This is a genomic window from Aeromonas sp. S11(2024), assembly GCF_041402345.1.
GTDB lineage: Bacteria > Pseudomonadota > Gammaproteobacteria > Enterobacterales > Aeromonadaceae > Aeromonas > Aeromonas veronii.
This window is the reverse complement of sequence record NZ_JBGLRC010000022.1, coordinates 1-25846: the sequence shown is the minus strand read 5'-3', so window position 1 is coordinate 25846 and position 25846 is coordinate 1. Positions and strand designations below refer to the sequence as shown.

The 25846-nt window shown below is 59.7% G+C and carries 20 protein-coding genes, 1 tRNA gene and 1 riboswitch; of the genes, 5 read left to right on the top strand and 16 right to left on the bottom strand.

All coding sequences use genetic code 11. The features are described 5' to 3' along the window. Nucleotides 1-199 precede the first annotated feature (199 nt). Nucleotides 200-526 (bottom strand): thioredoxin TrxA, encoded by a 327-nt coding sequence (trxA, locus tag ACB040_RS15885; RefSeq protein ID WP_005339416.1) that lies wholly within the window; start codon nt 524-526, stop codon nt 200-202. Nucleotides 527-639: 113 nt separating this feature from the next. On the opposite strand from trxA, the gene rhlB reads away from it, so the two are divergent. Genes rhlB through ACB040_RS15870 form a run of 3 tightly spaced genes read left to right on the top strand, consistent with a single transcriptional unit; the run spans nt 640 to nt 3716 of the window. Further along, nucleotides 640-1929, top strand: a complete 1290-nt coding sequence (gene rhlB, locus ACB040_RS15880; protein ID WP_005339414.1) for an ATP-dependent RNA helicase RhlB — start codon at nt 640-642, stop codon at nt 1927-1929. Nucleotides 1930-1940: 11 nt separating this feature from the next. Continuing rightward, on the top strand, nt 1941-3431 hold the full coding sequence (gppA, locus tag ACB040_RS15875; RefSeq protein ID WP_236382606.1) for a guanosine-5'-triphosphate,3'-diphosphate diphosphatase: 1491 nt from the start codon (nt 1941-1943) through the stop codon (nt 3429-3431). 30 nt (nt 3432-3461) lie between these two features. Further along, on the top strand, nt 3462-3716 hold the full coding sequence (locus tag ACB040_RS15870; RefSeq protein WP_042054704.1) for a Rho-binding antiterminator: 255 nt from the start codon (nt 3462-3464) through the stop codon (nt 3714-3716). Nucleotides 3717-3787: 71 nt separating this feature from the next. Here the strand turns inward: ACB040_RS15870 and ACB040_RS15865 are convergent, their stop codons facing one another. The 3 genes from ACB040_RS15865 to prlC all read right to left on the bottom strand — a co-directional run bounded on the left by ACB040_RS15865 (nt 3788) and on the right by prlC (nt 9403). Next, nucleotides 3788-4549: a class I SAM-dependent methyltransferase gene (locus ACB040_RS15865; protein ID WP_265344377.1), complete on the bottom strand. Its 762-nt coding sequence runs from the start codon at nt 4547-4549 to the stop codon at nt 3788-3790. A 54-nt stretch (nt 4550-4603) separates the two neighbouring features. Next, on the bottom strand, nt 4604-7153 hold the full coding sequence (locus ACB040_RS15860; RefSeq protein ID WP_113740665.1) for a bifunctional diguanylate cyclase/phosphodiesterase: 2550 nt from the start codon (nt 7151-7153) through the stop codon (nt 4604-4606). Between the two features lie 207 nt (nt 7154-7360). Continuing rightward, nucleotides 7361-9403 carry an oligopeptidase A gene (prlC, locus tag ACB040_RS15855; protein WP_270906091.1) on the bottom strand — a complete coding sequence of 681 codons (2043 nt, stop codon included), beginning with the start codon at nt 9401-9403 and terminating at the stop codon, nt 7361-7363. A gap of 436 nt (nt 9404-9839) precedes the next feature. Further along, a riboswitch (cyclic di-GMP riboswitch) is annotated at nt 9840-9925 on the top strand. Nucleotides 9926-9975: 50 nt separating this feature from the next. On the opposite strand from prlC, the gene ACB040_RS15850 reads away from it, so the two are divergent. Both ACB040_RS15850 and ACB040_RS15845 read left to right on the top strand, forming a co-directional pair. After that, nucleotides 9976-12165 (top strand): immunoglobulin-like domain-containing protein, encoded by a 2190-nt coding sequence (locus ACB040_RS15850; protein ID WP_371155552.1) that lies wholly within the window; start codon nt 9976-9978, stop codon nt 12163-12165. 168 nt (nt 12166-12333) lie between these two features. Beyond that, nucleotides 12334-15840, top strand: a complete 3507-nt coding sequence (locus ACB040_RS15845; RefSeq protein WP_371155554.1) for a hypothetical protein — start codon at nt 12334-12336, stop codon at nt 15838-15840. Between the two features lie 83 nt (nt 15841-15923). On the opposite strand, the gene hemB is transcribed toward ACB040_RS15845, so the two are convergent. From hemB to ACB040_RS15785, 12 genes are all read right to left on the bottom strand, one after another. Continuing rightward, nucleotides 15924-16940, bottom strand: coding sequence for a porphobilinogen synthase (hemB, locus tag ACB040_RS15840; protein ID WP_005339394.1), 1017 nt, complete (start codon nt 16938-16940; stop codon nt 15924-15926). A gap of 3 nt (nt 16941-16943) precedes the next feature. Continuing rightward, entirely contained in the window at nt 16944-17729 is a 786-nt protein-coding gene (locus ACB040_RS15835) for a TatD family hydrolase (RefSeq protein WP_071914751.1), read from the bottom strand. Nucleotides 17730-17917: 188 nt separating this feature from the next. Continuing rightward, nucleotides 17918-18673: a twin-arginine translocase subunit TatC gene (gene tatC / locus ACB040_RS15830; protein WP_040098487.1), complete on the bottom strand. Its 756-nt coding sequence runs from the start codon at nt 18671-18673 to the stop codon at nt 17918-17920. Then, nucleotides 18670-19134, bottom strand: a complete 465-nt coding sequence (tatB, locus tag ACB040_RS15825) for a Sec-independent protein translocase protein TatB (protein ID WP_252413420.1) — start codon at nt 19132-19134, stop codon at nt 18670-18672. The genes tatC and tatB overlap by 4 nt, the downstream gene beginning before the upstream one ends. A 3-nt stretch (nt 19135-19137) precedes the next feature. Further along, nucleotides 19138-19389: a Sec-independent protein translocase subunit TatA gene (gene tatA / locus ACB040_RS15820; protein ID WP_005339385.1), complete on the bottom strand. Its 252-nt coding sequence runs from the start codon at nt 19387-19389 to the stop codon at nt 19138-19140. Between the two features lie 42 nt (nt 19390-19431). Continuing rightward, nucleotides 19432-21072 (bottom strand): ubiquinone biosynthesis regulatory protein kinase UbiB, encoded by a 1641-nt coding sequence (ubiB, locus tag ACB040_RS15815; RefSeq protein ID WP_139433811.1) that lies wholly within the window; start codon nt 21070-21072, stop codon nt 19432-19434. After that, nucleotides 21072-21680: an SCP2 domain-containing protein gene (locus tag ACB040_RS15810; RefSeq protein ID WP_005339380.1), complete on the bottom strand. Its 609-nt coding sequence runs from the start codon at nt 21678-21680 to the stop codon at nt 21072-21074. Before ACB040_RS15810 ends, ubiB begins: the two co-directional genes overlap by 1 nt. A gap of 8 nt (nt 21681-21688) precedes the next feature. Further along, on the bottom strand, nt 21689-22441 hold the full coding sequence (gene ubiE / locus ACB040_RS15805; protein ID WP_005342396.1) for a bifunctional demethylmenaquinone methyltransferase/2-methoxy-6-polyprenyl-1,4-benzoquinol methylase UbiE: 753 nt from the start codon (nt 22439-22441) through the stop codon (nt 21689-21691). Nucleotides 22442-22506: 65 nt separating this feature from the next. Further along, on the bottom strand, nt 22507-22884 hold the full coding sequence (gene crcB, locus ACB040_RS15800) for a fluoride efflux transporter CrcB (RefSeq protein WP_005339378.1): 378 nt from the start codon (nt 22882-22884) through the stop codon (nt 22507-22509). A 95-nt stretch (nt 22885-22979) separates the two neighbouring features. Then, complete coding sequence (locus ACB040_RS15795) at nt 22980-24245, bottom strand: cytosine deaminase (protein ID WP_371155560.1); 1266 nt, start codon at nt 24243-24245, stop codon at nt 22980-22982. After that, on the bottom strand, nt 24239-25483 hold the full coding sequence (gene codB, locus ACB040_RS15790; RefSeq protein ID WP_069556499.1) for a cytosine permease: 1245 nt from the start codon (nt 25481-25483) through the stop codon (nt 24239-24241). Before codB ends, ACB040_RS15795 begins: the two co-directional genes overlap by 7 nt. 254 nt (nt 25484-25737) lie before the next feature. After that, nucleotides 25738-25813 (bottom strand) — tRNA-Thr (locus ACB040_RS15785). Between the last annotated feature and the right edge of the window lie 33 nt (nt 25814-25846).

The following is a 25846-nucleotide window of genomic DNA, read 5'->3' as shown; positions in this document are numbered from 1 at the left end:
TGAAAGTCTGTAAGCAAGGATTGAAATGAGGAGACAGTCTGCTGGATTGATGCTGATCGGATTTGATTGCCAGGCTGTGGTTAGCAAAGAGTCAGGCAAAAAGGTTAGCAAACGAGCGATAAACTAGCACCAATCGGGATGAGCGTCTAGGTGATAAAACACAAGGAGCGCATTATTGCAATGCGCTCCTCTTTAATTATTACAGGTTGCCGTCCAGGAACTCTTTCAGCTGAGTCTTGGACAGTGCACCGACCTTGGTCGCTGCCACTTCGCCATTCTTGAACAGCAAGAGGGTCGGGATACCACGAATGCCGTACTTGGGCGGAGTATCAGAGTTATGGTCGATGTTCAGTTTGGCTACGGTCACGCGACCTTCGTACTCTTGGGCAACTTCTTCCAGGATCGGGGCAATCATCTTGCACGGACCACACCACTCGGCCCAGAAGTCGACCAGAACGGCGCCATCGGCTTTGATTACATCTGCCTCGAAGCTGGCATCGCTCAGCTGAACAATCTTGTCACTCATCTCCAACTCCAGTCAGTAATTAAGGCTTTATTGACATATCAACAAAGGCAATAGTTGCCCTATTTGAAATGATCCTGTTTATTATTGCAAGCCTAACCTGATAACCTACCGCCATGAGCAAAACACACTTAACGACCGACAAATTCGCCCAAATGGGCCTCGAACCCGAAGTTCTGGCTGGTCTGGAATCAAAGGGATTTCACTATTGCACGCCCATCCAGGCACTGTCTCTGCCACTGCTGGTAGAAGGTCATGACCTCGCCGGTCAGGCCCAGACAGGAACCGGCAAGACCATTGCCTTCCTGGCCGCGACATTCAACTATTTGCTGACTCACCCGCTGACCAAGCCCCGTCTGGTTAACCAACCCAGAGCCATCATCATGGCACCCACCCGGGAACTGGCAGTACAGATCTATAACGATGCCGACAGCATCGCCGCCTCTACCGGCCTGAAACTCGGCCTCGCCTACGGTGGCGAAGGTTACGACAAGCAGCTGGCTGTGCTGGAGCAGGGCGTCGACATCCTGATCGGCACCACTGGCCGCATCATCGACTACTTCAAGTCCAAGGTGATCGATCTGAGCAACATTCAGGTCGTGGTACTGGACGAAGCTGATCGCATGTTCGATCTGGGCTTCATCAAGGACATCCGCTTCCTGTTCCGCCGCATGCCGCCCGCGACCGAGCGTCTGAGCATGCTGTTCTCCGCCACCCTCTCCCTGCGCGTGCAGGAGCTGGCCTACGAACACATGAACCACCCGGAACATGTGCAGGTCGAGCCGGAGCAGATGACCGGTGTGCGGATCAAGGAGGAGCTGTTCTACCCCTCCAATGAAGACAAGATGTTGCTGCTGCTCTCCCTGATGGAAGAGGAGTGGCCGGAAAAAGCGATCGTCTTCGCCAACACCAAGCACGTCTGTGAAGACGTCCATGCCTGGCTGGAAAACGACGGCCATCGCGTCGGTCTGCTGACCGGTGATGTGCCGCAGAAAAAGCGGATGAAGATCCTCGAGGATTTCACCAAGGGTGCGCTCGATATTCTGGTCGCCACCGACGTGGCCGCCCGTGGTCTGCACATCCCTGACGTGACCCACGTCTTCAACTATGACCTGCCCGACGACGCCGAAGACTATGTACACCGTATCGGTCGTACCGGTCGTGCCGGCAAGAGCGGTCACTCCATCAGCCTGGCCTGTGAAGACTATGCCTTCAACCTGCCGGCCATCGAGGAGTACATCCACCACGCCATTCCGGTCAGCAAATATGATCGCGAAGCGCTGCTGGATGACGTGACCCCGCCGAAACGGGTGTTCCGCAACCGTCAGCCGGTGAACCGCAACATGCGGGATCGTCAGGGCGGTGGCAACAGCAACAACCGTCGTCGTCCGCCGCGCAAGAGCTAAGGACAGGCCCGTTGCACAACTCGCCTCTCTATGCCGCCATCGACCTCGGCTCCAACAGCTTTCATATGCTGGTGGTGCGCGAGGTCGCCGGTGCCCTGCGCACCGTCGCCAAGGTCAAGCGCAAGGTTCGCCTCGCAGCAGGGCTTGATCCGGAATTTCGTCTCAGCCGTGCCGCCATGGAGCGGGGCTGGGACTGTTTGCGTCTCTTCTCCGAACAGTTGCAGGACATTCCGGCCGACAACATCCGGGTGGTGGGCACCGCCACCTTGCGGCTTGCCACCAACGTCGACGAGTTCCTCAGCGAAGCGGAACGGGTACTCAACCACAGCATCGAGATCATCTCGGGCGAGGAAGAGGCCAAGACCATCTATGAAGGGGTCTCCTGGACCTCTGCCGGGGAAGGCAACCGGCTGGTGATCGACATCGGCGGTGCCAGTACCGAACTGGTGATTGGCGAACATAGCGAAGCAAAACTGCTCAACAGCCTGCACATGGGCTGCGTCACTTGGCTCAACAATCACTTTGGTGATGGCGAGCTCTCTGAAGCCCGTTTCGAGCAGGCGATTGCTGCCGCCAAGGCGGTGCTGGAGAAGGTGGCGGACGATTACCGCGCCCTCGGCTGGCGCACCTGCGTCGGCGCCTCCGGCACGGTACAGGCGCTGCAAGAGATCATGCTGGCGCAAGGGAAGAGCGAACGGGTCACTCTGCCGAAGTTGCAGGAGCTGATGGGTCAGGCCATCGCCTGCGGCAAGCTAGACCGGCTGCAACTGGAAGGGCTGGCAGCCGAGCGGCTGACCGTGTTCCCCTCCGGCCTCGCCATCCTGATCGCCATCTTCGAAACCCTCGATATCGAGAGCATGACCCTCGCGGGTGGCGCCCTGCGTGAAGGACTGATCTACGGTCTGCTTGGCAACAATCACGACTGTGATGCCCGGGATCGTACCGCCGACAGCCTGATCAGCCGCTATCAGCTGGATAAAGAGCACGCCGAACGGGTGCGCGATACCGCCATCGAGGCGTTCAACCAGCTGCAACCGGCCTGGCGACTCTCCAAACGCTACGGTCGTCCGATCTTGCGTTATGCCGCCCTGCTGCACGAGATCGGCCTCTGTATCGAATACAAGAAGGCGCCGCAACACGCTGCCTACATCATCGACAACATCGACATGCCGGGCTTTACCCCTGCGCAAAAGAAGCTGTTGTCGGCCCTGCTGTTCAACCAGCGGGACGAATTCAAGCTGGAACCACTGGAGAAACAGGGTGCAGTCACCGGTCGTCAGGCGATCCGGCTGGCCCGTATCCTGCGCATCGCGCTGATCCTCTGCATGCGCCGTACTCAGGGCACAGTGCCCAGCTTCACCCTGCAGGCAGAAGAGGAGTCACTGACCCTGACCCTGCCCAAGGGCTGGATGGATGAACACTACCTGCGCGCCAGCGAGCTGCGCTTTGAAGTGGAACGCCAGCAGAAGATGGGCTGGCCGACCCGCGTACAGGAAGCCTGACTCAGCAACCTGCCTGTTTTGGAGCCGATCATGCCGGATTATCAACCCATCAGCTGCGATCTCTACGACTGGCTCGAAATTGCTGCCAGCTGGCAACTGCCGGTGACCCTCACCAGCCGCGATGATCGCCAATGGGATGACAAGATCCGCACTATCGAAGCCAGCGAAGGGGTCGAGTATCTGCTGCTGCACAGTGGCGAGCGGCTCAGTCTGGCAGAACTGGCGACCCTGCGCCTGAACTGGCAAGGGGAAGAAAAGCTGATCCGCTTCGCGCCAACCAACTGAATCCAATACGAAAAAGGAGGGCCAACATGACGTTGGCCCTCCTTTTTTGCATCCGCAACTCGCACCGACCGTTAACTCGCCGCCAGCGCCGCCATCACATAGACATCGAAGCGGTTGCTCTTGGTTTCGATGGCCATGCTGGGCTTCTGTTCATTGAGCCAGCCGGCGTAGTCGGGGCGTTTCACCACCACCCGCTTGTTCGCCATCTTGAGCGCGGCAGGCAGCAGGGCATCCGCATCGAGATCCGGCCCCACCAGCGACTGGAACACCCGCATCTCTTTTTTTACCAGCGCCGACTTCTGCTTGTGCGGGAACATGGGGTCGAGGTAGATCACCTCGGGCCGCTCCGGCAGCGCCAGCAAGTTGTCCACCGCCGGGCCGTGCAGCAGGTGCATCCGCTCGCTGACCCAGGGGCCAATCTCGGGATCCTGTGCCGCCCGCGCCAACCCGTCCTGCAACAGAGCAGCCACCACGGGGCTGCGTTCGATCAGGGTCACCTTGCAACCAAGGGAGGCGAGCACGAAGGCATCGCGCCCCAGACCGGCAGTGGCATCCACCACGGTCGGTGTGGCACCGGCCTTGAGCCCCACCGCCTTGGCGATGGACTGGCCGCGACCACCGCCAAACTTGCGACGATGCGCCACCGCCCCTTCCACGAAGTCCACATAGACGGCTCCCAGCTTGGGCTCGTCCAGCTTGCGCAGTTCCAGTCTCTCTTCAGTCAGTACCAGCGCAAACGGAGCCAGAAACTCCACGTCGGCAAGGCGTAAACGCAGGGCGTCGAGCTCGCCATCACGGGCGGGGACTTCACTGAAAACCTGAATATGGGGCATAGGAGACAGACTCATGGCACGTACAGAAGCGGCCATGATAACAGAAGCGGTGGATCAGCTCACGACAGTGAGGTTCATCCCCTGACGGTTGAGAGCGAGGTAATCAATAAGATCGTCATAGGCCAGCGGGCGGCTAAGCAGATAACCCTGAGTGAAGGCGCACCCTTTCTGGCAGAGGAAGTTGAGCTGCTCGCGGGTCTCAACCCCCTCGATCACCACCTGCATGCCCAGGTTGTGCACTATGTTGATGATGCCGTCGAGCAGCATCCTATCCTGCTCGTTGAAGGGGATATGGCGCACGAAGGAGCGGTCGATCTTGACCAGATCTACCGGGAAGGTGCGCAGATAGTTGAGGGCCGAGTAGCCGGTACCGAAATCGTCGATGGCCAGCTTGCACCCCGCCTCGCGCAGGGCATCGATTCGCACCCTGTGCTGATCACTGCTCTCCATCAGCAGAGATTCGGTGATTTCGATGACGATGTCGGCAGGATCGAGCCCGAAATGCTGGATCACCTTGAGCCACTCGCTCGCCTCGGGGTCAATGGTCTGGAACTCCATGGTGGAACGGTTGATCGACATCTGCAGATCAGGGAAACCGGACTGCTGTAATCGCGCCAGATCCCGGCACGATTGCCACAATACCAGCGCACCCAGCCCCTGAATCAATCCCGCCTCTTCCGCCAGCGGAATAAACTCGGCAGGGGATACCTGCCCCCAGTGGGGGTGATACCAGCGCACCAGCGCCTCCAGCTTGGCGACCCGTCCGCTGCGATTGTCCCAGATCGGCTGGTAGGCCATGGTCAGCTGCTCCAGCTTGATCGCTTCGGCCAGATCCTGCTGCATCTGGTGGCGCTGGCGCACCTCTTCCCGCATGGATGAGCAGTAGGCACCGAGCAACCGTCCCTGCCGCTTGGCCGCAAACAGCGCCTGTTCGGCGTTGCGCAGCAGCTCGTCGCTCTCGCTGCCATCAACCGGGCAGAGAGTCATGCCGATGGTCGCGGTCACATAGAGATGCTGGTTGGCCAGCATAAAGGGACGGGCAAAGCTGCCGATCACCTGCTTGGCAAACACCTCGGCCTGACGGCGGGTGACGATGCCGGGCACCAGGAACGCGAACTCATCGCCACCAATGCGGGCCACCAAATCTTCGGTGCGCACCCGGCTCACCAGTCGATCCGAGACCTCCCGCAGCAGGGCATCGCCAGCATGGTGATCCATGCTGTTGTTGACCGCCTTGAAGTTGTTGAGGTCGAGCACCATGAGCGCGAAGCGCTCGCCCCGCTCGCAGAAGCGGGTGAGGCAGCGGCCAAACAACCAGCGGTTGGGCAGGCTGGTAAGGTTGTCGTAGTTGGCCTGGGTCGCGATCTTCTGCTCTGCCACCTTGGTCTGGGAAAGATCGCTGAAAATGGCGATATATTGCTGGATTTTGCCAGCTTCACGCAGGGTGCTGATCATCAGCTGCTGCGGATAGAGCTTGCCGTTCTTGCGCTTGTTCCACACCTCGCCACGCCACACCCCCACCCGCTCCAGCGCGTGGTACATGTCGGCATAGAAGGTCTGATCGTGCAGCCCGGACTTGAGCATGCTGGGACGCTGGCCCCGCACCTCGTCGCTGCTGTAGCCGGTGATCTGCTCGAAGGCCGGGTTGACCGAGATGATGCGGCTGTCGGCATCGCACACCAGAATGGCCTCGGAGAGGTTGTCGTAGACCCGGTGGGAGAGTTTGAGCTGCTCCGCATGGCGCTTGAGGGGATCGATATTCTCCAGCAGCACCATCAGGTAGTCCGGCTGCTGCTGCTCGTCGCGGATCAGGGTGACCGTTACCCGCCCCCACAGGATCTCGCCCCCCTTGCAGAAGTAGCGCTTCTCCTGGGTGAAACTGCTGCGCTCGCCGCGCCGGATCTCTTCGTAGCACTCAAGGCTGCGCTGCCAATCCTCCGGGTGATTGATGTCGGAGATGGAGCGATGAAGCAGCTCGTCGAGGGGATAGCCCAACATCTTCTCGATAGCCGGATTGGCCCAGAGAATGCGGCCGGTGAGATCGAGCTTGCCGATCCCCACCGGGGCCTGAAACAGCATGCTCTGCAACACATGAGGGGTATCAGGCAAGAGTTGCGGCAGCTGGCGCTGCAGCATCAACGCCAGTTCGCGACCGGCCAGCGGCCCCAGCAACCGGAGCAGCCCCATCACCTTCGTCATATTGGCCTGCGGCTGACGATAGAGCAGGCAGCAGATACCTATGGTTTCGCCATCCGCATCCTTGAGGGCGATCCCGGCGTAGGCCTGGGCTTGCCACGCATCGGCAAGCGGCATCGCGGGGAACAGCTGCAACAGACGATCGCTGAACCAGGCTTCCCCCTCCTGCCAGGTAATGGCATCAGGAGAGTCAGTCAGTGGCAGCGTCAGGGTATCGGGGTCAAGAGAGGAGGGATGGGCAGCCTGAACCGTCAGGTGGGTAGCATTTGATTCCCTGCTGGCGATAAGGACGACATCAGCCATCACAGCAGCGGCGATTTCACTCACAAAGGTATCGAAATATCCCTGGCCGCTCGAATGAGCCAGACTGGAGATGATTTGATAGACGGAATCGAGTGCTCGCCTCATGGCAAGTGGCTTTCTCTCCTTGAAGGTTAGAACACGACTCTACTGAAGAGCCGTGGGCAGTGCAAATATGCAATCAGCAAGATATTAAAAAGCCTTGAAAAAAGGGACCAAAAGGTCCCTTTTTGTCGCAGAAATCACGACTCGATCCCACTATGCCGCAAAACAGTGTACCTGGTTGAAGCTCACACAGGCGGCGGGTCAGGAATCTCAGGCGGCGATCCCGCTGTGTCGCAGCAGTGCATCCACCTTGGGCTCACGGCCTCGGAAGGCTCGGAACAGCTCCATCGGCTCCTTCGAGCCACCCTTCTCCAGAATATTCTTCAGGAAGGATTGGCCGGTCGCCGGGTTGAAGATCCCCTCCTCCTCGAAGCGGGAGAAGGCATCGGCAGAGAGCACCTCGGCCCACTTGTAGCTGTAGTAGCCCGCCGCATAGCCACCCGCGAAGATGTGGGAGAAGCTGTGCTGGAAGCGATTGAACGCCGGTGGCGTCATCACTGCTACCTGACTACGCACCTCATCCAGCAGCGCCGGGAGCTGTGCCGGATTGGCCGGATCAAACTCCTGATGGAGACGGAAGTCGAACAGGGCGAACTCCAGCTGACGCAGCATCTGCATGGCCGCCTGGAAGTTGCGGGCGGTCAGCATCTTCTCCAGCAGATCGGCAGGCAGCGGCTCGCCTGTCTCGTAATGGCCGGAGATAAAGGCCAGCGCCTCGGACTCCCAGCACCAGTTCTCGAGGAACTGGCTCGGCAGCTCCACCGCATCCCAGGCCACGCCGTTGATACCGGCGACACCGGCCACGTCGATGCGGGTCAGCATGTGGTGGATGCCGTGACCAAACTCATGGAACAGGGTGACCACTTCGTTATGGGTGAATAGTGCTGGCTTGCCATCCACCGGGCCGTTGAAGTTGCAGGTCAGGTAGGCCACCGGCTTTTGCAGCGAGCCATCCTGACGGTAGCGACGACCCAGACAGACATCCATCCAGGCCCCGCCCTGCTTGTGCTCACGGGCGTAGAGGTCGAGGTAGAAGCTGCCGCGCAGCTCGTCGTCGGCATCGAAGATATCGTAGAAGCGCACGTCCGGGTGCCAGGTGTCGATGCCGAGACGCTCGCGCACCTTCATGCCAAACACCCGCTTCACCACCTCGAACAGCCCCTTCACCACCTTGCTGGCGGGGAAGTAGGGGCGCAGCTGCTCATCGGAGATGGAGAACTTGTGCTGCTTGAGCTTCTCGGCGTAGTAGGCGAGATCCCAGGCGGCCAACTCGCTCTGACCATGCTGCTCGGCGGCGAAGGCACGGATCTCCTCCAGCTCGGCCTTGCCTTGTGGCAGGGATTTGGCCGCCAGATCGGTGAGGAAGCTCACCACCTGTTCGGTCTTGTCCGCCATCTTGGTGGCCAGGGAGAGCTCGGCATAGTTGGCAAAGCCCAGCAGCTGGGCCAGTTCGCGGCGCAGGGTGAGCAGCTCGCTCATGATGGCGGAGTTGTCCCACTTGCCCGCATTGGGGCCCTGATCGGAAGCGCGAGTGGTGAAGGCTTCGTACATCTCGGCGCGCAGCTCGCGGTTGTCGGCATACATCATCACCGGCAGGTAGGAAGGGATATCCAGCGTGAACAGCCACCCCTCTTTGCCTTTAAGTTCAGCCATCTGACGGGCAGCGGCACGCACGCTGTCGGGCAGACCGGCCAATTCGGCTTCATCGCCCACCAGCTTGTGCCAGCCCTGGGTCGCATCCAGCACGTTGTTGCTGAAACGGGAGGCCAACTCGGAGAGGCGGGCCTGAATTTCGCCGTAACGCTGCTGCGCCTCGGCAGGCAGACCGATGCCAGAGAGGCGGAAGTCACGCAGGGTATTCTGGATCTCCTTGCGCTGGGCGCCGCTCAGCAGCGGGAAATCATCGCTCTGGGAGAGGGCCAGATAGGCCTGATAGAGCCCTTCATGCTGACCAACATAGGTCTGGAATTCGGAGAGCAGCGGCAGGCAGGCGTCATGGGCCTCGCGCAGCGCTTCGCTATTGAGTACGGAGTTGAGGTGGCTGACCGGTGACCAGATCCGTGACAGGCGGTCATTTACCTCTTCCAGCGGGGCAATCAGGCTATCCCAGGTATGGGGATCACGCTGGGCCAGCACATCGCTGATCTTCTGCTTGCAGTCAGCAATCGCCTGAATCACGGCAGGCTGAACCTGCTCCGGCTTGATCTGGCTGAAAGGGGGCAGAGAATCCATTGTCAGCAAAGGGTTATTCATCCCGGTTACCTCTTGTTTGGTCTTGAACAGACCGCTTTAGCAGCTCTGTATGGCTTTCTAACATGTGGCCAAGCCACGCAATAATCAAGCGGGAATCCGCCACAACCCTGTACTTTTCCAGCCATTGCGACCCGGATCTCTGCCATTGCCGCTGTTTTGTCATCAACAGTCAGTAACAGGATGAATCTGTGAGCTTTTTTGGCTCTTACCGCTACTTTAAAGGGGCAACAAGTCGCCATTTACCGACGCCACCGCTGCTTGCCAGGCACTGTAATGGTCAATCAGGGGTACTGACTGAATGTGGGCGGCGTAACAAATTATCAATATATTTCAGTTAATTAGAATCAAAACCAACTATTGATTAATTTATTTTCAAGCATCTATCATAGGCAGCCTGCCATGCAGGTCACTTGATTCTCTGTGCTGCACAGAAATCGGGTGAAAAAGGCAAAGTGACCCGAAAGGGCGCGACGCAAAGCCACCGGTCTAAGGGAAAACACCTATGACAGCGGGGCTGCCCCCGGGGACGTCCGGTCACAACCGACGCCCTATTTGCACCGTACGGAGAGACAATGAACAAACTCAAATTATCCCTGCTTGGCTGCCTGCTCGGCATGGGCACCCCCATGGCATATGCCGCCAGTGCCGGTCAGGCGATGGTCAACCCCCAGTCCGGCGTAGTGGTCGGCTACTGGCACAACTGGTGTGACGGCTCGGGCTACAAGGGCGGTATCGCCCCCTGCGTCAAGCTCGATCAGGTCAACCCGCAATACAACGTGGTCGATGTCTCCTTCATGAAGGTCTATGGCAGCGATCCCATCCCCACCTTCAAACTCGACCCGGCCATCGGCATGAGCGAAAGCCAGTTTATCGAGCAGATCGCCGAGCTGAACCGTCAGGGCCGTGCCGTGCTGCTGGCGCTGGGCGGTGCCGATGCACACATCGAGCTGCGCAAGGGTCAGGAGCAGGCCTTTGCCGACGAGATCATCCGTCTGGTGGAGACCTACGGCTTCGACGGGCTGGATATCGATCTGGAGCAGTCCGCCATCACCGCCGCCGACAACCAGACCGTGATCCCGGCAGCCCTGCGTCTGGTCAAGGATCACTACCGCGCCCAGGGGAAAAACTTCCTCATCACCATGGCGCCGGAGTTCCCCTATCTGACCCAGACTGGCGCCTACATCCCCTATATCCGCAATCTGGAAGGGTACTACGACTGGATCAACCCCCAGTTCTACAACCAGGGTGGCGACGGTATCTACATCGATGGCATCGGCTGGATTGCCCAGAACAACGATGCCCTGAAAGAAGAGTTCATCTACTACATGGCGGATTCGCTGAGCAACGGTACCCGCGGCTTCTACAAGATCCCCCATGACAAGCTGGTGTTCGGTATTCCGACCAACATTGACGCCGCAGCCACTGGCTATGTGCAGGATCCGCAGAAGCTCTACAACGCCTTCAACCGCCTGAAGAGCGAGGGGCAACCGCTGCGTGGCGTGATGACCTGGTCCATCAACTGGGACATGGGCCGCAACGCCGCCGGTCAGTCCTACAACGAATCCTTCATAAAGAGCTACGGCCCCTTCATCCACGATCAGGAGATCACGCCCCCGGTCGACAACGGCAAGCCGGTGTTCAGCGGCCTGAGCGATACCCGCATCAAGCAGGGTACTGCCTTTGATCCGCTGGCCGGGGTCAGCGCCAACGACAAGGAAGATGGCGACCTGACTGGCCAGATCCAGGTGGAAGGATCGGTAGACAGCCAGCGCATCGGCCTCTACCCCCTCACCTACAAGGTGAGCGATCGCGACAACAACGTCACCGAGCAGGTACGCACCATCGAGGTCTACAGCATGAAGCCGGTGTTCAGCGGTGTCACCGACACCACGCTGGAACTGGGTACCGCTTTCGATCCGATGACCGGCGTCAGCGCCCATGATGAAGAAGATGGCGACCTGACCGCCCAAATCAAGGTCAGCGGCAACGTCGACAGCAGCAAGGTCGGCCGCTACACCCTCACCTATCAGGTGAGCGACAGCGCCGGTCAGCAGGTAACCCAGCAGCGCAACGTGACCGTCAGGGAGCAGGGCGCCGTCTGTGAAAACAGTTGGGATGCCAAGAAGGTCTACGTGGGCGGCGACATCGTCAGCCACAACGGCAAGAACTGGCTGGCTGGCTGGTGGACCCAGAACGAAGAGCCGGGCACCACGGGTGACTGGGGCGTCTGGCGCGTACAGGGCGACAGCGACTGCGGCGGCACAACGCCACCCGCCGAAGGCAGCAGCGACTTCACCGTCAGCGCCATGGCGAGCGAGTACACCATAGTCAACGGTCAGGTCAGCATCCGTTTCAACGTGACCACCGCCAACCCGGTACAGATCACCGCAACTCTGGAGCAGAGCGGACTCAGCCACGGTACCACCAGCAGCCAGGTGAACGGCACCAGCACCCTGGTGCTGCAGGGCAGCAATGTCACCGATGGCAGCTACGAAGTGGTGATCACCGGTCTGGCTGACGGCCAGCAGCCGGTGGTGCAGCGCTTCCCGGTTGCGCTGACCGAAGAAAGCAGCAGCGGTGGCGAAGGTGACTACCCGGCCTACGCCCCCAACACCGGCTATCAGGCCGGTGATCGGGTCAGCAATGCCGGTGGCAACTACGAGTGCAAACCCTGGCCCTACAGCGGCTGGTGTGGCGGCTCGACCAGCCACTATGCGCCGGGTACCGGCTCTGCCTGGAGCGATGCCTGGATCAAGCTCTGACCTTGCCCCAACCACTAACGGGGGCCGACAGGCCCCCGCCCATATCCTGCCCGTCGGCCACGCTGCCGATGGGCAGGATGCACTGACCCGGACGGGTTAGCCCCTCTCTTTTACATGCTTGCCAACCACCCAAAAACATCCAACAACAACCAAGATAAGGAAATCACCATGCCAAGAACCACCAAGCTTGCCACCCTGCTCGGTTTGCTGCTGTCGGCCCATGTCGTGGCCGATGAGCGCGAACAAGCCTATTTCAAACAAACCTATCAGGAGCACTACGAACAGATGACGGCACGTCTCGCCGCGCTGCATCAGAGTGCGGCTGACGAGCAGAACGTGATCATCAAGGATGGCAAGCGCCACCTTGCCATCAACGGCCTGCTCTACCCGCTGACGGCGGATAACCACATCCTGTTCGATCTGCCCAAACCCCACTTTTTCGACGAAACAGCCATTCGTAACGTCTTTGATTTCTTCGATGAGGAGTGGGAGCTGACCTGGTACGACGGTGGGGTCGTAGCGGTCAACAAACGCTTTGGCAACTATGACTACGGCAACGGCTGTCTGCTGGAGTACTTCCCCCACGGCCAGATCCAGAATGGCGAACGCACCCGGGTGGTGATGGAGACCAGCTCCTGCAGCGTCAACTCGTTTGCCACCTCGCTGCAATATCTGGACAAAGGCGAGGAGCTGGCGGCCGACCAGCTGGGGCTGGACGCCAGCCTGATTACGGCGGTCGAGCGCTATCAGGATCGGCTCTATGTCAGCCAGAACGGCAATCCGGGCCATGTGGCCATTATCGATATCCCGAGCCGCCAGCAGATTGGCGAGATCCGCGGCACCGCAACCGGCAGTGCCACGGCCTACAGCCAGGTCAGTGAACTGTTTGTCCGCAACAACCTGCTCTACGTGGTCTCGCGCTACTCGCACCGGGTCGATATCTTCGATCTGGCCGATGAACATCGCCATGTCACCACCCTGGGAACCGGTCGGGATTCCGGCAGCAACAGCCTGCACCGCGCCCAGGCCGTCTTTGCCAACCAGGATTACGTGCTGGTGGCCGATGCGCTGAGCGAGATCAAGGTCTACCGCCAGCAGGATGTGACGCCGGAGAACAGCCTCAAGACCCCCATCGCCGGTCGGCTCGCCTTTGAAGGAAAATACAGCCACCGTCTGGTGCAACTCCATCAGGTGGGTGACTATCTGCTGGCCCACACCGCAGGCAAAAACTACTACATCTATGACCTGCGCAAACTGGCTGATGCCATCGCCAGCAACACACCGCTGGCGCCTGAGCAGGTGATCGCAGACAGCAATCTGCAAAAAATCGACATGGATGGCGATCGACTGGTGGTGAACTTCAAGGACCGCATCGAATGGCATGATGTCGATACCCTGATCGCCAACGACTTTCAGTTCAAGAACCCGACCTTTACTGTTCGGGAGATCAACCAGCAGCCCGTGGCGGCGCTGAAAGATCTCCAGCTGGCGGGCTCGGCACTTGTCACCGCCAACGAACGCGGCCTGGGTTTCAACCAGCTGCTGAGCAAGGAGATCAGCTTCACGGCCGACGAGCAGTTGCCGGCTCGCCCGCTGATCTTCGATCAGCTGATGCCGACCGCAGTCAGCTACATACTGCGCAATGACGAACCCTACGAGGTGCTGATCGATCGCGCCCAGCGTTCGGTCAACATCAATTCGCTGGTCAAGACCGAGCTGCTTGATAACGACACGGTGCGCATCACCAACTATGCCGCCAGAGAGCTGCATGACATCAATATCGAGTCACGCCTGAACGGTATCAACAAGTGGCTGATCCTGGGCCAGCTCGATCGCCTGCCCGCCTATGCCCAAATCACCCTGCCACTGAGCGCCTTTGGCGAACAGGGACGCTTCAACAGCGCCAGCCGCGATGGTGTGTTTGATCTCAACAACCTGCTCGACAACAGCATCAATCTGCCTGCCCAGTTCGAGCACAGGTTCAGCTCCAACTCGGATCCGTTTGCCCAGAAGCTGGCACGCCTCAAGCCAAGCTGGAACGTGCGCTTCGCCACCAACACCAGCGGCTCCTGGCGCCCCATCAATGCCCTCTACGCCCGCGAGTGGCTGATCATCGCCACCAACCTGGCCTACATGGTCTCGACCGAGGAGTTCAAACAAGTCTGGTACAACTTCAAGACGGTGAACGGCTACGAGATGTTCGGCAATGGCGGCAACAGCTATGTGCCGAGCGGGATCTTTACGGCAGCCGATTATGACTACTACTACCACAGCCTGATGAAGCGCCCCTACCTCAATCTGGGGATCACCGCCATGGGGGGCGGGCTGGGGAGTGGTGGCATCACCGGGGTCGATACCTTTAACTTTGTCAGCCACTACTACGGCAGCTGGGGCATCATTGCCCACGAATTTGGCCACGGCTTCGATGGGAAGTCCTACAGCCATGAGAGCGCGTTTGCCCGTGGCAGCCACGGCTGGCATCCGCTAATGACGGGCATGGCCAACTACCATATCCGCAAGGGCGACCTGCCTTATCTGGACGATGATCTCAACGGCTTCCACAAGCCGGAAAACGACATCTATCGCTACAACTCGGTCAGCCAGGGGGCTCGCAAGCATCGCGCTGATAGCCACATGTACTATACCGACCACTACTTCATGCAATTCTCTACCATGCCGCAAGGCTGGGTAGCCAACGGCAGCGACTTCAGTGCCGGGCAGCTGGCGGCCCTGAACAATCAGGAGCGACTGCTGATGGGCTGGATCCCCAAGGAGTCGGAGAAAAGCAATCTCTGCCGATTCACCTTCCAGGATGGCGAGCAGTACTACGGCTACGTCGAACAGCAGGCAGATGGTCTGCTCTGTGATGCCGGATCCCTGATCCGCTATCGTCAGCCCGATGGCCAGTTTGTGCCGCTGGTCTCGGCCATCAACCAGTTTGACTGGCTGTCACTCCACCACAAGGGCAAGCTGGACCAGCCAGTGCTGCACCAGAATGGTCGCCAGCTCTGCTACAAGAATGTGGCGGGCTTTTACGGTATCGGCTTCGTCAATGACAACAAACAGTGCACCCAGTTGCCCAACGTCTATCAGACCAATGGCAAGCACTGGCTGACCAGCTCCGGCTGGACCGGTCTGACCTACCTGAGCGGAGACTTCATTCTGCCCACTACCGGTAGCAGCAGTGACTTCACCGTCACCGACCTAGCGTCTGAATATTCCATCGTTAACGGCGCGCTCGACTTCAGCCTGACGCTGACCACCGCCAACCCGGTGACCGTCACAGCGACCCTGTTGCAGGATGGCAATCCGGTCGCCACCGGCAGCGCTCTGATCGATGGTCAGGGTTCCCTGCAGCTGACGCAGTCGGGCCTAACGGCCGGCAGTTACGAGCTGCTGCTGGCGGGCATGGCTGAGGGGAGCAAGCAGGGCTTCGAGCGCCGCTTCACCCTGGCATTGGTGGAACAGGCTCCGGGTGGTGACAGTAACGATGGTAACGGCAGCTACCCGGCCTATGTTGCGGGCACCGCTTATCAGAGTGGCGAACGGGTCAGCAATGCCGGTGGCGACTACGAGTGCAAACCCTGGCCCTATAGTGGCTGGTGTGGCGGCTCGACCAGCCACTATGCGCCGGGTACCGGCAGCGCCTGGAGCGATGCCTGGACCAAGCTGTAATCATCCGCTCGTGACCAAAAGAGAGCCATAACGACAGAGGGGGAGCCATCGGCTCCCCCTCTCGTTTATCTCTTCAACCCGGCTTAACGGGCATCTTCCTTCAACCACTGCGCCACGCGCTTGGCGAAGTAGGTGAGGATGCCATCGGCACCGGCCCGCTTGAAGCAAAGCAGAGACTCCATGATGGTCTCCTTCTCTTTCAGCCAGCCATTCTGGATCGCCGCCATGTGCATGGCGTACTCGCCGCTGACCTGATAGGCGAAAGTCGGCACGCCGAACTGATCCTTCACCTGACGAACCACGTCCAGATAGGGCATACCCGGCTTGACCATCACGCTGTCGGCCCCTTCCTGAATATCCAGCGCCACTTCGTGCAGGGCTTCGTTACTATTGGCTGGATCCATCTGATAGGTGGCCTTGTTGCTCTTGCCGAGGTTGCCGGCAGAGCCAACCGCATCGCGGAATGGGCCGTAGTAGCAGGAGGCGTACTTGGCGGAGTAGGCCATGATCTGGGTGTTGATGAAGCCGTTCTCTTCCAGCGCGGCACGGATGGCGCCGATGCGACCATCCATCATATCGGACGGCGCCACGATATCGACCCCGGCCTCGGCATGGGAGAGCGCCTGCTTGATCAGGATCTCGGTGGTGATGTCGTTCAGCACATAGCCTTCGTCATCTATGATGCCGTCCTGCCCGTGGGTGGTGAACGGATCGAGCGCCACGTCGGTGATCACCCCGAGCTCCGGGAAGCGAGCCTTGAGAGCGCGCACGGTGCGCTGGGCCAGCCCGTTCGGGTTGTAGGCCTCTTCCGCCATCAGGCTCTTGCTCTCCAGCGGAGTCACCGGGAACAGGGCAATGGCAGGCACGCCCAGCTCCACCAGCTCGGCAGCCTCGATCAGCAGCAGATCGATGGAGAGACGCTCTACCCCCGGCATGGAGGGAACGGCTTCCCGACGGTTCTCCCCCTCCAGCACGAACACCGGATAGATGAGATCGTTGACGGTCAGTACGTTCTCGCGCACCAGACGACGGCTGAAATCATGTTTGCGCAGACGGCGCAGGCGGCGACCCGGAAAGGCGCCCGGAAGAGTTGTAGCCATGAATCACTCCTGGAGAGGAAGTTGGAAGAACGCGGCGGAGGTGGCCCGGGTATGGGCCAGCAAGGCCTCGGGCGCTTCACCACGACAGGCCGCCACCACCTGGGCGATGTGCGGCAAAAATGCAGGTTCGTTGCGCTTCGGACGCGGTTTCAGATCCCGCGGCACCAGATAGGGGGCGTCGGTCTCGATCATCAGGCGGCCAGCTGGAATACGGGCCACCTGCTCGCGCAGCAGCTGGCCGCGGCGTTCGTCGCAGAGCCAGCCAGTCACCCCTATATGCAGCCCCAGCGCCAGACACTCGTCCAGCTCCTCATCGGAGCCGGTGAAGCAGTGCAGCACGGCTCCCGGTAGTTTCGGCAACCAGGGACGGAGGATCTCGATAAAACGGGCGTGGGCATCGCGACAGTGAAGGAACACCGGCATCCCAAGCTCGGCGGCCAGTGCCAGCTGGGCGTCGAATACCGCATCCTGCACCGGACGGGGGGAGAAGTCGCGGTTGTAGTCGAGACCGCACTCGCCGATAGCCACCACCTGCGGCAAGGCTGCCAGCTCGCGCAAGGCGGGCAGGGTCGCCTCATCGACACTCTTGGCATCGTGAGGGTGTACCCCGGCAGTGGAGAAGCAGTAGCCCGGCCAACGGGCGGCCAACCCGGCGCTCTCGCGGCTGCCAGCCAGATCGGTACCGGTGAGGATCAGCGCTTCCACTCCGGCGGCGCGGGCACGGGCCACCAGCTCAGCCTGCTCGCCGGCGAACTGGCTGCTGGTCAGGTTTAAACCGATATCGATCATGGAATGAGACGTTCCGAACAAAAGGAATACATATCAGGTATTTGAAAACCATCTACCGAATGGGGTCTTACCATACGCCTCGAATGGGAGCATGAAAAGAGGAAGGGAGCCTAAGCTCCCCTCGTTCTGCTATTCCTGCGGACTTAGTCATCCTCTCGCCGTCCGGCAAACAGGTGACGAACAGAGCCTCAGCTCTCCACATCCGGTTGTTCCTGTTGCTCTTCATCCTCTTTCTTCACGTAGAAGCGGGCGAAGAACAGACCTATCTCCCACAGCGCCCACATCGGAATGGCGAGCAGGGTCTGGGAGAAGACATCAGGCGGCGTCAGCAGCATGCCGACCACAAACACCCCGACGATGACGTAGGGACGTTTCTCCTTCAGGTTTTGCGGTGTGGTCACGCCGGTCCAGCAGAGCAGTATGGTGGCCACCGGAATTTCGAACGCCACCCCGAACGCGAAGAACAGGGTCAGTACGAAGTCCAGATAGCTGGCGATGTCGGTCGCCACCGTCACCCCGGCAGGGGCGGTACTGGTGAAGAAACCGAACACCAACGGGAACACCACGTAATAGGCGAACGCCATCCCCGCATAGAACAGCAGGGCACTGGAGACCACCAACGGCATGATCAGGCGCCGCTCATGCTGGTACAGACCGGGGGCGATAAAGGCCCAGGCCTGATAGAGCAGATAGGGGATCGCCACGAAGAAGGAGACCACCAGGGTCAGCTTGATCGGCGTCAGGAAGGGGGTCGCCACATCCGTCGCTATCATGCTGGTCCCTTCCGGCAGCTGGCTGAGCAGCGGCTGGGCCACGAAGTCGTAGATGTTGTTGGAGAAGTAGATCAGCGCCAGAAACACCACCAGAATGGCGGTAATGGAGCGCAGCAAGCGGGTTCTCAGCTCAACCAGATGGCTGATCAGGGGTTGTTCGGCCTGACTCATGGCTTCACCTCCCCTTTTACTGCGGAATCGCTGACCGGCACCGGCTCACTCTCTCGCTGGCTATTGACCGGCGGCACGTCGTGGCTCAGCTGCACCGCAGGCTCCACCGGCGTGGCAGGCTCAGCCTGGGCGACCGGATCGGGGCGCGGCGGACGGATCTCGTTCTCCACCTGATAGGGGCGATTGACCGACAGGGCCGCCGCCTTGAGCTGTTCGATGGACTCCTGCAGCTCGGGGCTCAGGTTGCTCATCTGCAACTGTTCCGCCTTCTTGAGGTCGTTATGCAGCTCTTGCAACTTGAGCTCCTGCTCCAGCTCGGACTTGACCGAGTTCGCGGTCGAACGAATGAGGCGGATCCAGTGGGTAGCCGTGCGGATGGCAACCGGCAGCCGCTCGGGCCCCAGTACCACCAGTGCTACCACACCGATAACGACCAGCTCCCAAAAACCGATATCGAACATGGCTTAGGCCTGGTCTTTGTCTTTCTGTTTGGCGGTCTCACTGCTCTGAGTGGCCGCTTCGTTCAGCTGTTTCGGGGGAAACTCGGCATCTTTCTGCTCGGCCTTGGCATCAGCCGGCTCGTCGGAGAGGGCTTTCTTGAACCCTTTGACAGCCGCGCCCAGATCTCCGCCAATGCCGCGCAGTTTCTTGGTACCGAACAGCAGCACGACGATGACTGCAATGATCAACAATTGCCAAATACTGATACCACCCATGATTTTCTCTCCAGAACAGGCGCCTGACGGCGCGGTTGTTGATTAATGGGAACGGGTTCGCAACCAGCCGACCAGCCAGCAGAAGGCTGCACCGGCGAGACTGGCTTGTCCCCACTCAATGTGTTGTTTTTGGGTCAGCAAGAATACACCCGCCAATAGCAGGCTGGCTCCAACCCCTAAGAGGTAGCGGGCCTGCCCCTGCCGACGGCTGTGACGGCGGAACTCGGCAAACATCTGGTCGAAATGACGCTGCTGATGACGGGTCTGGCGCAGAGTCTCATAGACCAGCTCCGGCAGCTCCGGCAGCTTCTCCGCCCAGAATGGCGCCTTCTCCTTGATGGCGTTCAATACCGACTTGGGCCCGACCTGTTCGTGCATCCAGTTCTCGAGGAACGGCTTGGCGGTCTGCCACAAATCGAGCTGCGGGTAGAGCTGACGCCCCAACCCTTCCACATAGAGCAGGGTCTTTTGCAGCAGCACCAGCTGCGGCTGCACCGTCATATGGAAGCGACGCGCGGTGTTGAACAGGTTGAGCAGCACGTGACCAAACGAGATCTCGGAGAGCGGCTTCTCGAAGATGGGCTCCAGCACGGTGCGAATGGCGAACTCGAACTCGTCCACCTTGGTGTCTGCCGGTACCCAGCCCGACTCCACGTGCAGCTCCGCCACCCTACGATAGTCTCGGTTGAAGAAGGCGAGGAAGTTCTCCGCCAGATAGCGTTTGTCTTCCCGATTGAGGGTACCGACGATGCCGCAGTCGATGCCGATCCAGAGCGGGTTTTCCGGATGTTCGTAAGAGACGAAGATGTTGCCCGGGTGCATATCGGCGTGGAAGAAGCTGTCGCGGAACACCTGGGTGAAGAAGACCTCCACCCCGCGCTCGGCCAGCAGCTTCATATTGGTGCCGTTGGCTTCCAGCGCCGGTATATCGGAGACCGGAATACCGTAGATCCGCTCCATCACCAGCACCTGCTCGCGGCAGAGGTCGGTAATGATTTCAGGCACATAGAGCGCCTCGGAGCCGGTGAAGTTGCGGCGCAGCTGGATAGCGTTGGCCGCTTCGCGCATCAGATTGAGCTCGTCGAGGATGGTCTTGCGATACTCCTCCACCACCTCGATGGGTCGCAGCCGCGCGCTCTGGGGCACAAAACGGGCCACCAGACGGGCCAGCGCCTGCATCAGTCGCAGGTCGGCTTCGATGACAGGCTCGATGTCGGGACGGATCACCTTGATGACGATCTCGCGGCCACTCTCCTTCAAGCGGGCGGTATGCACCTGCGCGATGGAAGCCGACGCCAGCGGCGTCTCGTCGAAGTCGTCAAACAGGGTCTCGATGGGACAACCCAGGCTCAGCTCGATCTGCTGGCGCGCCGCCTGACCACAGAAGGGGGGCACCCTGTCCTGCAGCAGAGCCAGCTCCTCGGCGATATCCGGCGGCAGCAGGTCGCGGCGGGTCGAGAGCATCTGGCCAAACTTGATGAAGATGGGACCAAGTGCCTCGAAGGCGAGGCGGATGCGGGCACCGCGGCTGAGATCCGGTTGTTTGTTCTTGAGCCAGAACAGGGAGCGACGGGCCAGACGACCCGGCCAGGGTTGATAGCGGGCGGGCACCAGTTCGTCGATGCCCTGCTCCAGCAGGATGGTGATGATGCGATAGAGGCGTTTGAACTCCTTCGGGGTCATCAGGTCACCTGCTGTTCGAAGCGGGCCAGCCGCAGTTCGACGGCCTTGAGCTGCTGGGCCAGCACCTCGACGTCATCGTTGAAACTCGCCACTTCCAGCGGGCCGGGGGCGAGGCGGGCCTCTTCGGTCAGATATTCCGCCAGCTGGCTGCGGGTGCGGCACAGCTCGCGACCGACCAGACGACGCGCCTGACGGGCACCACTGAACAGGGTGTGGGCCAGCACGTCGCCGGTATAGCGCGACAGCTCCTCCTCCCAGTCGATATCCAGCTCACCCAGCAGTACGCTGAATGCCTGCACCAGCTGGGGATCACCGCTCAGATCCAGTTTCTCCTCGCGGATATAACGGGTCAGGGCGGAAGGGTCTTTCAGCAGACCGAGGGCGGTCAGCGACAGACTGAGCACCGCATCGGCCTCCCCTTCATGCTGGGCCAGCACATCCAGCCGACGCTCGGAGAAGACGAACCAGAGCGGCTTGAGTTCACGCAGCTCCAGCTTTAGCACCTTGCCCACCAGTTTGCGCAGCCGCTCCGGACTCTGTTTGTCCAGCGCCAGCAACTGGTTGAGGCTGGTTTCGATCACCGCGGTGACCATGGCATCCATCGGCATAGGCAACCTTAAAACTTGTAACCGCGGTGCAGGGCGACCACACCCTGAGTCAGATTGAAGTACTCCACCTGCTCGAACCCGACATTTTCCATCATGCCGGCCAGGGTCTGCTGATCCGGGTGCATGCGGATGGACTCTGCCAGATATTTGTAGCTTTCACTGTCGTTCGCGACGATTTCGCCCATTTTCGGCAGCAGTTTGAAGGAGTAGAGGTCATAGAGCTTGGCGATCACTTCGCTGACCGGCTTGGAGAACTCCAGCACCAGCAGACGGCCACCCGGCTTGAGCACCCGGAACATGGAGGCGAGCGCCTTGTCCTTGTCGGTGACGTTGCGCAGGCCGAAGCCGATGGTGATGACGTCGAAGTGGTTATCCGGGAAGGGGAGCGCCTCGGCATTGGCCTGCACGTAGGAGACGTTGTTGGCGACCCCCAGATTACGCAGCTTGTCGCGGCCCACTTTCAGCATGGAATCGTTGATATCCGCCAGCACCACCTGACCGGTCTCGCCGACGATGCGGGAGAACTTGGCGGTCAAGTCACCGGTACCACCGGCCAGATCCAGCACCTTCTGGCCCTTGCGCACACCGGAACAGTCGATGGTGAAGCGCTTCCACAGGCGGTGGATGCCGAACGACATCAGATCGTTCATCAGATCATACTTGGCTGCCACCGAATGGAAGACACCTGCTACCAGAGTTTCCTTCTCGGTCGCGGCCACGGTTTTAAAGCCAAAATGCGTTGTCGTTGCTTGTTCTGACATCCCTTAAACACCCATAGAGCAAAGAATGGCCGCCAGTTTACCAGAGCCACTGGCGTCCGGACACCTTAAACCCGGCTCGCAACCAACTGCATGCCCAGCACCACCATGGCCAGACAGAGGAAGAGATTGAGACCGATATTGAGCAGCGCTTTCAGATAGGCCCCATGTTGAGCCAGCACCACCGTATCGAGGGCAAAGGAAGAGAAAGTAGTCAGGGCACCGAGGATCCCCACCATCAGCAGCGGCTTCATCGGATGTTCTACCACATGACCGTGACTGATGAGGGCGAACGCTACCCCCATGATGAAAGAGCCCACCACGTTGACCACCAGAGTCCCGTAAGGAAAGTGGCGCCCCAGCAGCAAGGCCATCAGTTCGGCAATCCCAAAACGAAGGCAGGCGCCGATGGCGCCCCCTGCAGCAACATAGAACCAGGTTTGCATGGTGTCACTCCCTCAGGGTCAGGCCGCCATTATGTCGCAATGGCGGCCCTTGTGCCCAGAGGCGGAACTAATCGTCATCCAGCCTGATTGAAATCTCAGCGGCGAAAATCGATGGGCTCTGGCTCACCCAGCACGATCTCGGTCTGGGCCGGGCGGGTCTGGGCAATCACCTTGCCGTGGCGGATCGAGTAACGCACCGGCACCTGACGGCGCACCGCATCGAAGCCGTTGTCGGCAGGCAGGATCAACAGGTTGGCCGGTTTGCCCACCTCTATGCCATAACGATCCTGCACGTTCAGGGTGCGGGCGCTGTGGCTGCTGATCAGCTTCAGACCGTCGTTGATCTGCTCGTAACCCATGATCTGGCAGACATGCAGCCCCATGTGCAGCACCTGCAACATGTTGGCGGTGCCCATGGGGTACCAGGGATCGAACACGTCATCGTGACCGAAGCAGACGTTGATGTTCGCCTCCAGCATCTCCTTCACCCGGGTAATGCCGCGACGTTTGGGATAGGTATCGAACCGTCCCTGCAGGTGAATGTTCACCAGCGGATTGGCCACAAAGTTGATGTCCGCCATCTTCAGCAGCCGGAACAGGCGGGAAGCATAAGCGCCGTTGTAGGAGTGCATGGCGGTGGTGTGGCTGGCGGTGACTCTATGACCGATACCCCGCTCGTAGGCCAGGGTCGCCAGCGTCTCGATAAAGCGGGACTGCTCGTCATCGATCTCGTCGCAGTGCACATCGACCAGAACCTGATACTTCTCGGCAAGATCGAAGATGTAGTGCAGACTTTCGACCCCATACTCCCGGGTAAACTCGAAGTGGGGGATCGCGCCAATCACGTCGGCACCCAGCTTGAGCGCCTCCTCCAGCAGTGCCTTGCCATTCGGGTAGGAGAGGATCCCCTCCTGCGGGAAGGCAACGATCTGCAGCTCCACCCACTCCTTCATCTCCTCCCGCACCTCCAGCATCGCCTTGAGCGCCACCAGATTGAGATCGGAGACATCGACGTGAGTACGCACAAACTGGATGCCGTTGGCGATCTGCCACTTCAGCGTCTGGATGGCGCGCTGTTTCACATCCTCATGGGTCAGCAGCGCCTTGCGCTCGGCCCAGCGCTCGATCCCCTCGAACAGGGTGCCGGAGAGGTTCCAGCTCGGCTCACCGGCCGTCTGGGTGGTATCGAGGTGAATGTGGGGTTCGATAAAGGGGGAAATCGCCAGACCGCCCTCCCCGTCCAGCACCCGACCGGCGACGGCATGTTCGTCATGGGGTTCGATGGCTGTGATGACCCCATCCTGACAGCGGATCTGCCAAAACCCTTCCCGATCGGCCAAACGAATATGTTGAATCAGCATTTGTTAGCTTCCTGTACCAGAACCGGCCGCTGGGTGAGGCGAACCAGAATGAAATAGGTGAAGGCGGCGCCCAATACCGCGTTGAGTGGCACTATGCCCGGCAGCCACTTGCCGACAGCCACCCCGACTGCCGTGGCAACCAGCGCCTGCCAGCGGACCGTCTCGAACTGCTGATCGGCAAATTGACGGTAACGCTCACGATTGAGCAGGAAATCCATGATGATAATGCCACCGATCGGCGGAATTGCCGTACTCAAAAAGGCCAGCCAGCCGACAAAATTGTTGTAAAGCCAGAGGGCGCAAGCCGTACCGATAAGGCCGTTGATCACGCTGAGCGGCTTGCTCTTGAGGCCGGTAATGTTGGCAAAACCGAGGCCGGAGGCATAGAGCGCGTTGTCGTTGGTGGTCCAGATATTGAGGCCCAACACCAGGATGGCGGGGATCAGCAGTCCCTGCATCAGCATCACTTCCGAGATATCGGCCTGACCGGTCACGGCCGCACCGGCTGCGCCGAAGACGAACATTAGCGTGTTGCCCAAAAAAAACGCCACCATGGTAATCATGACGGCGCCCCAGGGTTTGCGACCAAATCGGACAAAGTCGGCGGTCAGGGTTCCTGCACTGATAAAGGAACCGACCACCATGGTCAGCGCCGTGGTGAACTCGATGGGATTGCTTGGTTGTACCTGCTGCAGTGCAGCCATGCCACCGGTCGAGGTCACCGCCAGCCAGACCGAGTAGCCACCGAGCAGTGCAATGGCCGGTACGGCCACAAAGCTCAGCACCATCAGGGCAGAGATCCCGAAGTAGACGGTCACCGTCATCAAAATGCCCGAAATGGCGATCAGCCAGTTCACATCTATGCCGGTCGCCTTCTGCACCGGCAGGGCAAACATCGCCACGCCCACGCCAAACCAGCCGACCTGAGTACCGCCCAGCAGCAGGGATGGCAGCCAGGAACCTTTCACCCCAAACGAGTAGCGCGCCAACAGATGGGTAGAGAGACCGGTTGAGGCACCGATATAACCGAGACAGGCTGTGTAGATACCCAGCAGCAAGTTGCCGAGCAGTACCGCCTTGATGAAGTCATCAAACACCAGCCCGGTGCCCAGCGCACCACCGGTCCACATGCTGGCAGAGAAGAAGGTCAGGCCGAGCATCACCAGCATCAGCGACAGCACACCTTTACGCCCTTTGGCGGGTACCGCCCCCAAACAGTATTCGTTATCCTGCGCCATGCTCGCTCTCCACGTAATAGGCAAAACGCGCCGGATTTTACATGTAAAACGTTTTACGTCAATCAATCATGGTTAAATATCTGGATAAAACCATCAATAGCAGTCAAATGAGTAACACATTAGGACTCAAACCAGCAGATAAACAGTGTCGGCTGCAAGCAGAGGGGGGTTGCGGAAATAGGGAATCTAGGGGGACATAAGAAAACTGACAGATGCAAAAAAGCCTCCCTTTTTCAGGGAGGCTTTCTATTTAATGGTGCTGATACCCAGAATCGAACTGGGGACCTCATCCTTACCAAGGATGCGCTCTACCGACTGAGCCATATCAGCACACTAACCGGTAAAGACCACGCTGGGCGTAAT